This window comes from Candidatus Babeliales bacterium (genome assembly GCA_035288105.1).
Lineage (GTDB): Bacteria > Babelota > Babeliae > Babelales > Vermiphilaceae > SOIL31.
In genome coordinates this window covers 1-6208 of the sequence record DATEAY010000082.1, presented here as the reverse complement: position 1 = coordinate 6208, position 6208 = coordinate 1, and the positions used below count along the sequence as shown (strand labels likewise).

The following is a 6208-nucleotide window of genomic DNA, read 5'->3' as shown; positions in this document are numbered from 1 at the left end:
AAAAAACCAGCTGCAGCTAGATGGCATTGGCTCAGATGAAGATGGTGAATTTTAGTAAAATAACAGTTTAATACTTTAGTTGGCACCCCTAGGGGGTGCTACAAGCCGTCAAGCTCCCCGCTCGACGGGGACGTTATGACTATATTGTCCCAAAGTGTTGCTCTAGCAGCTGAGGTAGCTGATAATCATGGTATTTATTACGTTGAATTAGAAGCGTTCAAAAAAGCACCCGAAACCAAAATGATATTTGACGAAGATGCTCACTCTGGATTGAGTAAAATTCAACGAGATACCGTTACCTATAAACATTTGACCAGGTTTCAACGATTTGTAAGAATTTTATTTTTCATGCTTGATGTTGTCGTAGTTACTCCAGAAACAATGCCTCTTTTATATGCCTATGTGGATGGTATTTGTAAAAAAGCAAGAATTGCAACTCCCACAATATTTATAACACGTCAAGACGGTTTTTTTAATGCTGCTGCGCAAAAATTGTTTGCAAGTAGCGGAGCTATTGTTGTTGGCCAAAAACTTATAAAAGATCTTTCTGATAATGCCATAGAAGGTGTTGTTGCTCATGAAATTGGTCACATTAAACATAATCATATTAATAAAATATTAGCATTAGTGGCACTGCAAATAGTAGCTTACCATGCATTAATCAGAATTCTTGACATGCAACCACCTCGTGCGGAATCCTTCGATAATCCGTATAGTTTTTCGATGGCAAGTCTTAAGTATGGATTGAAGCTAGATGGACTTATGTACTTATTGTCTTATATTCCTTCACTGATTATTAATAAACGCTTTGAAAAAGAAGCAGATGAGTTTGCGTGTAAAGTAAATGGCAAGTCACAAGGGATTATAGAATTCTTTGAATTGCTATTGAAAAAAGATCAATTGAGAGAAGAAGAATTTGCATCAATCTATGAGTTACTGCAACAAAATAAGCCAAATCTTTCTATGATTGATTATTATTCGCTTGTAGCTCGTTATTACGTAGCAAGAGCTGGACAATCTTATACTAATCTTTATAAGAAAATATATTACGAAACATTTATTGGAGCTCATCCAAGTCCGCAAGCACGTATTGCTGCAGCTCAAGAATATTTAGAGACGCAACAAGCGTAATTTATTTAAGCATTAAAAAAAGCCACCGATTTAATTCGGTGGCTTTTTTTGTTCGCTATTTTATAAACTGATCTTCATATAATCGTTTAACTTCTGTATCCGTTGTGGCTTCATTTGCACCTTTATCGGCACGATAATCCATAAAACGTGGAAAGCGCAAGGCATAACCAAGATGTTTTTCAGTTTTACCCGCGCTGTGCAGTGGAGAAAGGGTAATTTCATCAGCACGCACGCGGCAGACAACATCTGGCGTTACCCACACATCAGGCGTTAATTCTTTGACACACTGCACGTTTTTTGGTTTGTGTTCTGTTGATAGCGTATCACACTTTTTCTTTAACGTTCGCCATTCTTCATCAGTCATGCCGGTGCCAATTTTTGCCACCGTTTGGAACATATCCAATTTTTTATTGAACACGCCAACTAAAAATGCACCAATGCCGAAATGTGCGCGTTTGCCTTTACCTGCATAATATCCCAGAATGACGCAATCTAAGGTGTCTTCGAGGTGCCCTTCTTCTTGGCGTTTTAACTTAATCCAATTGAAGTTACGTTTTCCTGGTTGATAGATTGCGTCGGGGCGTTTTACTACCAGGCCTTCAAGGCCTGTTGCTACTGTTGCAAAGAAATAGTTTGTCAGTGCTTCCGCACTGTTCATTTCAGTATGGTCTATAACAAAGAGGTGTTCAGATTTTATGTTGTGTAATAATTTTTCCAGTTGCGTGTGGCGTTTGATGTATGGCGTATCCAAATAACTTTGTCCGTTAAGATAGAGCAAATCAAATAAAAATAACTGTAACGGGAATTCTGTTGCAGCTTCTTCTACGCCGTGTTTTCGTTTGCGTTTTACCGTTTCTTGAAAACGTAAAAATCCTCCAGTGTTTGGATCAAATCCAATTGCTTCACCTTCGCAGATGAGGTTTGCTACATCAAGTTTGAGTAATTCTTTTGCGATATCAGGAAACATTGCTGACATATCTTGCAAGTTACGAGAGAAAAAGTGAACTTTTGGATGAGCTTTTGTTTTATCAAGATGTATTTGTAAACGAAAACCATCAAGTTTTGGTTCAGCAAAACAGGTTCCCAATTTTTCAAAGATTGCTTGTGCTGTTGGTAGTCGTTCTGCTGCTGCAGGTAAAATTGGGGTTCCAAGTTTGATGTTCATGTGCTTAATTGCTGCAATACCGCCTTCCTTGAGTGTACGTGCAATAAGACCAATATCAGCGCAGACGTTGTACGCATCTTCAAGCGCAAGTCGCAGTGATTTATCGCCAGCTTCCATCCAGGAAAGTGCGTCGATAATCGTCATATCAGAAAAACCAAGGCGCAGTTTACCAATTACCATGCGTGCAACAAACTTTGCCGAGAGTGGATCAAGTTCTGCAAAGAGTTGCGTGAGAAGATTAATTTTTTCTTCTTGTGAACCCGTTCCACCTGTTTGTTCTATTGTACAGAGTGCATCGTATACTTGTGTTACGGAAAGTTCTTTTGTATGTTGCCATTCGTATGAATTAAGAACTAAACCGATATCGCCCAATTCTTTCATATTTTTTTTGACCGTTTCTGGCTCGATATCCAAAAACTCAGCAACGGCTTTGATCAGATTCTTTTCTGCAATATTGAACTGTGTCCCCAGATGCGGTGGACGCAACTCGCCGAGCGAAAGTGATGCAATAATTTCTGCTTCGTGTGGTGAAGCTTTTTTAAATAAATCAGCAAGTAGGCGTGTTATTTCTAGGCGTGCTGCAATTGGTTCAATTTCATTAAAACTGTGTGCAACTTCAATAAATTTCATACGGTTCCTACTTTGTCCATAAAAATAATTTTTTGATAAAACTGTCACCGCTAATGCGCATATAAAAAGTATAATGCCAATAATTTTGCACGACGTGAACTTTTTATTCAACGATTGCTCCAGTATGCCTGAATGTTAGATTGATGAGTCCTGACAATCCACAGTGCAGCAAAAAGTGAAAATACAAAGAGTGGTGGGTTGTGTGCTGCATATGCGCAAAAAGGTAACCATGCAGCTGCACCAACGGAGGCAATACCAACAGTGCGTGTGATAACCAATAGTGCGCCCCATATTGCAAACAACATAACTGCTGTATATGTGTTGAGTGCTACAAGTAATCCGAACAATGTTGCTACACCTTTACCGCCGCTGCCACGTAAAAACAATGAACAACCATTACCAAACAACAGTATGCTTGCAAAAACACAGAGGTAATTAAAGTCAAAATAAGGTTTTATCATGTGTATGAATAAAAACGCCTTGCCTGCATCAAGAAAAAAAATAAGAAAAAAATAATGCTTACCTAAAACACGCGATACGTTGGTTGCCCCAATGTTGCCTGATCCATGTGCACGAATATCGGCAATGCCTTTGAGTTTGGCAATAAGATAGCCGGTAGGAATTGCACCAATGATGTATGCAAGTGATACAATAATTATAGTAAAAATATCCATGGTAAAACCTTTATTATTTTTCCACCGCGCTCATCCTGAACTTGTTGAAGGATCGGAGCGCTTTATTCTTCAACAGGTTCAGAATGAGCGCTAAGATGATAGATCAAGCAGATTGGTGAAGATTTGTTGTTATATGTTTTCTCTCATATAATGGTACCATGTTTTTACATTGCATAAAGGTCTGTTTATCTTGCATATGTTGCGAAGATAAATAGCCTATAATTTTGTAGAAAAATTTTTCATGAATACAGAAAAGTAATTGTAAGCGCTTGTTAATGATAATGCTGTTGCACAAAGTAACAATGCGAATTCAGCAATATTCCAATATGATGCAAAAAAACCAAGCGTATGAGCGGGATTAGCGATTATAAATGTTAAGCATCCGATTTGAGCAACAGTTTTTAATTTGCCATATGACGAAACGGTAATTAAGGTGTTACGTTCTAACGCAATTTGACGCAATGTCATGACAAAAAATTCTCGACCTATCCACACAATTGCCCAGAAAAAATAAAGTTTATGTGCAGTAACAAGTGCAATCAGTGTTGAATATAACAAAAATTTATCAGCAACATGATCAAGCAGAGCGCCAGTTGTGGTAACTTGATGATATTTGCGTGCTAAGTACCCATCAAAAAAATCAGTTAATCCAAACAAAAAAAACAATGTGGCTAAGCTGCAGTTAAGCCAAAAGATATTGTAAGGTAAAAGATATACAAGAAAAAAAGGCAACACCAGTGGTGCGCCAATCAATCGTATGTACGTTAAAATCATCGGTAGTGAAAGTTCTTTGTTAGACATTATTTTTTTCAGGGAGTTTTCTGGTAGCGGCGCAGGGATTTGAACCCCGGACCTACGGATTATGATTCCGCCGCTCTAACCAACTGAGCTACGCCGCCACTAAATTTACCAGATTTATCAAATATTGCCTTAGTATAGCACTAAATAGAAAGCTTTTGAATACTAAAGTTGTTCAAAATAAACTTAAAGAATGACCTTAAGAAAAAGAGCGTTGCGATTAATGTAGCAATAATTCCTAACATCAGAGTTACTGCAAAACCTTGTATTGGGCCAGATCCTAAGTTGTATAAAACCATACCACTGATGAACGTAGTAATATTACCATCCAAGATTACTGCCATTGCACCAGAAAATCCATTATCAACAGCGTTTTTAAGACCGCTTCCTTTTGCCAATTCTTCTTTAATACGTTCAAAAATAAGGATTGCAGCATCGATAGCCATACCAATGGTAAGCGTCATTCCGGCAATACCAGGTAATGTTAAAGTTGCACGTAGCCACGCAAGACCAACAAGTATAAAAATCAAATTATACAGTAGTGCTAAAGATGCGAGAAAACCACAGAATCTGTAATAATATAAGCTGAATATAAGGACAATTAAAAAGCCACCCAAGCAAGACATCAAACCACTTTTGATTGATGCAGCACCGAGTGAAGGTCCAATTTGTCGTTCTTCTTCAAAGGTTACTGGAGCAGCAAAAGATCCTGATTTAAGTAGATATGCCAATTTTTTTGCTTCAGCACCAGAAAATGTTCCGGTAATGCTGCCAGTACCGCGGATCGCAGATTCTACTTTTGGCGCAGAAATTACTTCATTATCAAGTACTATCGCAAGTTGGCGGCCAATATTTTTGCTCGTAAGTTCATAAAATTTATCAGCGCCTTCATCATTAAATGAAAATTGTACTACAGCTTCACCGCCAGTTCTTCCACCAATTGCGGGCTTAGCGTCGGCAAGCATGTTACCAGTTACTTTTGCATATCTTTGTACTACGTAATAAAGAGAGCGTCCGTTTTCGCGTTCACCTGGTAGAATTTGTAAATCATCAGGAAGATCACCATCATACTCAAGCAACAGTTCTCTTTCATTTGAACCGATTTTTTCAACAATCTTGAACTCAAGAAGAGCTGCGCGACCAATCATTTCTTTTGCTTCTTGAGGATCAGCAACATCGGGAAGTTCAACAATAATATTTTTTTCACCTTGCGGTACTATAAGAATTTCAGCAACGCTGAATTTATCAAGACGTGTATGTAACACAGCAATATTACGTGAAACAGCATCAGTTTTAATACGTTTTTCCGCTTGCTCAGAGAAGTGTAGTGTAATGGTGTTTTTATCAACTGATTGGACTAAATCTCGTTGATCAGTTTTTAAAATACGAGAGGCTTCTTGTGCTTGATTTTGATTTTCGAAAGTAAGGGTAATTTTTTCGTTAGCAATTGTTTTAGAAATGAGAGATAGTGAACGTTCACGTTTTAATTTTGAATCAATACTTTGAAGTTTACTGAGTAGTTCTGCTTCAATAGCTTTATCGGTTTGTACTTCGAGTGTTAAATAGGTACCGCCAACCAAATCTATGCCGAAACGCAATGATTTACGAAGTGGATACAGGAAATAGATACCAATGACACACAACAATAACCAGATCATTAATTCAGAACTTGCAAGGCGTCGAGCTATTAATTTCATCGAAAAAACTCCTTAAACCTATGTACTCTACTTTTTTTATGTAAATATTTTTTTTAATTATTTGGTATATATGCATTTTTTTAGGCGCTCATCCTGAACCTGTTGAAGGATCA

General features: G+C 37.8%; 5 protein-coding genes and 1 tRNA gene. 1 reads left to right on the top strand and 5 read right to left on the bottom strand.

Annotated features, from left to right (window positions below; genetic code table 11):
- Positions 1-135: 135 nt before the first annotated feature.
- The gene (locus VJJ26_04980) at positions 136-1131 is read left to right on the top strand and encodes a M48 family metalloprotease (protein ID HLC07507.1); all 996 of its coding nucleotides are present in this window, start codon (positions 136-138) and stop codon (positions 1129-1131) included.
- Positions 1132-1186: 55 nt separating this feature from the next.
- Here VJJ26_04980 and VJJ26_04975 read toward each other — a convergent pair whose 3' ends face one another.
- The 5 genes from VJJ26_04975 to secD form a co-directional block, all read right to left on the bottom strand.
- Complete coding sequence (locus tag VJJ26_04975) at positions 1187-2926, bottom strand: ATP-dependent DNA ligase (GenBank protein HLC07506.1); 1740 nt, start codon at positions 2924-2926, stop codon at positions 1187-1189.
- Positions 2927-3033: 107 nt separating this feature from the next.
- Positions 3034-3600, bottom strand: a complete 567-nt coding sequence (locus VJJ26_04970) for a glycerol-3-phosphate acyltransferase (GenBank protein ID HLC07505.1) — start codon at positions 3598-3600, stop codon at positions 3034-3036.
- Between the two features lie 216 nt (positions 3601-3816).
- Positions 3817-4401 (bottom strand): CDP-diacylglycerol--glycerol-3-phosphate 3-phosphatidyltransferase, encoded by a 585-nt coding sequence (pgsA, locus tag VJJ26_04965; protein ID HLC07504.1) that lies wholly within the window; start codon positions 4399-4401, stop codon positions 3817-3819.
- Between the two features lie 21 nt (positions 4402-4422).
- Positions 4423-4499, bottom strand: a tRNA-Met gene (locus VJJ26_04960).
- 42 nt (positions 4500-4541) lie between these two features.
- Entirely contained in the window at positions 4542-6095 is a 1554-nt protein-coding gene (gene secD, locus VJJ26_04955; protein HLC07503.1) for a protein translocase subunit SecD, read from the bottom strand.
- Positions 6096-6208 lie beyond the last annotated feature (113 nt).

What these genes read in the sequence shown, in the direction of transcription:
- VJJ26_04980 (HLC07507.1), top strand. Translation starts at nt 136, where the DNA reads ATGACTATATTGTCCCAAAGTGTTGCTCTAGCAGCTGAGGTAGCTGAT.
- VJJ26_04975 (HLC07506.1), bottom strand. Translation starts at nt 2,926, where the DNA reads ATGAAATTTATTGAAGTTGCACACAGTTTTAATGAAATTGAACCAATT.
- VJJ26_04970 (HLC07505.1), bottom strand. Translation starts at nt 3,600, where the DNA reads ATGGATATTTTTACTATAATTATTGTATCACTTGCATACATCATTGGT.
- pgsA (HLC07504.1), bottom strand. Translation starts at nt 4,401, where the DNA reads ATGTCTAACAAAGAACTTTCACTACCGATGATTTTAACGTACATACGA.
- secD (HLC07503.1), bottom strand. Translation starts at nt 6,095, where the DNA reads ATGAAATTAATAGCTCGACGCCTTGCAAGTTCTGAATTAATGATCTGG.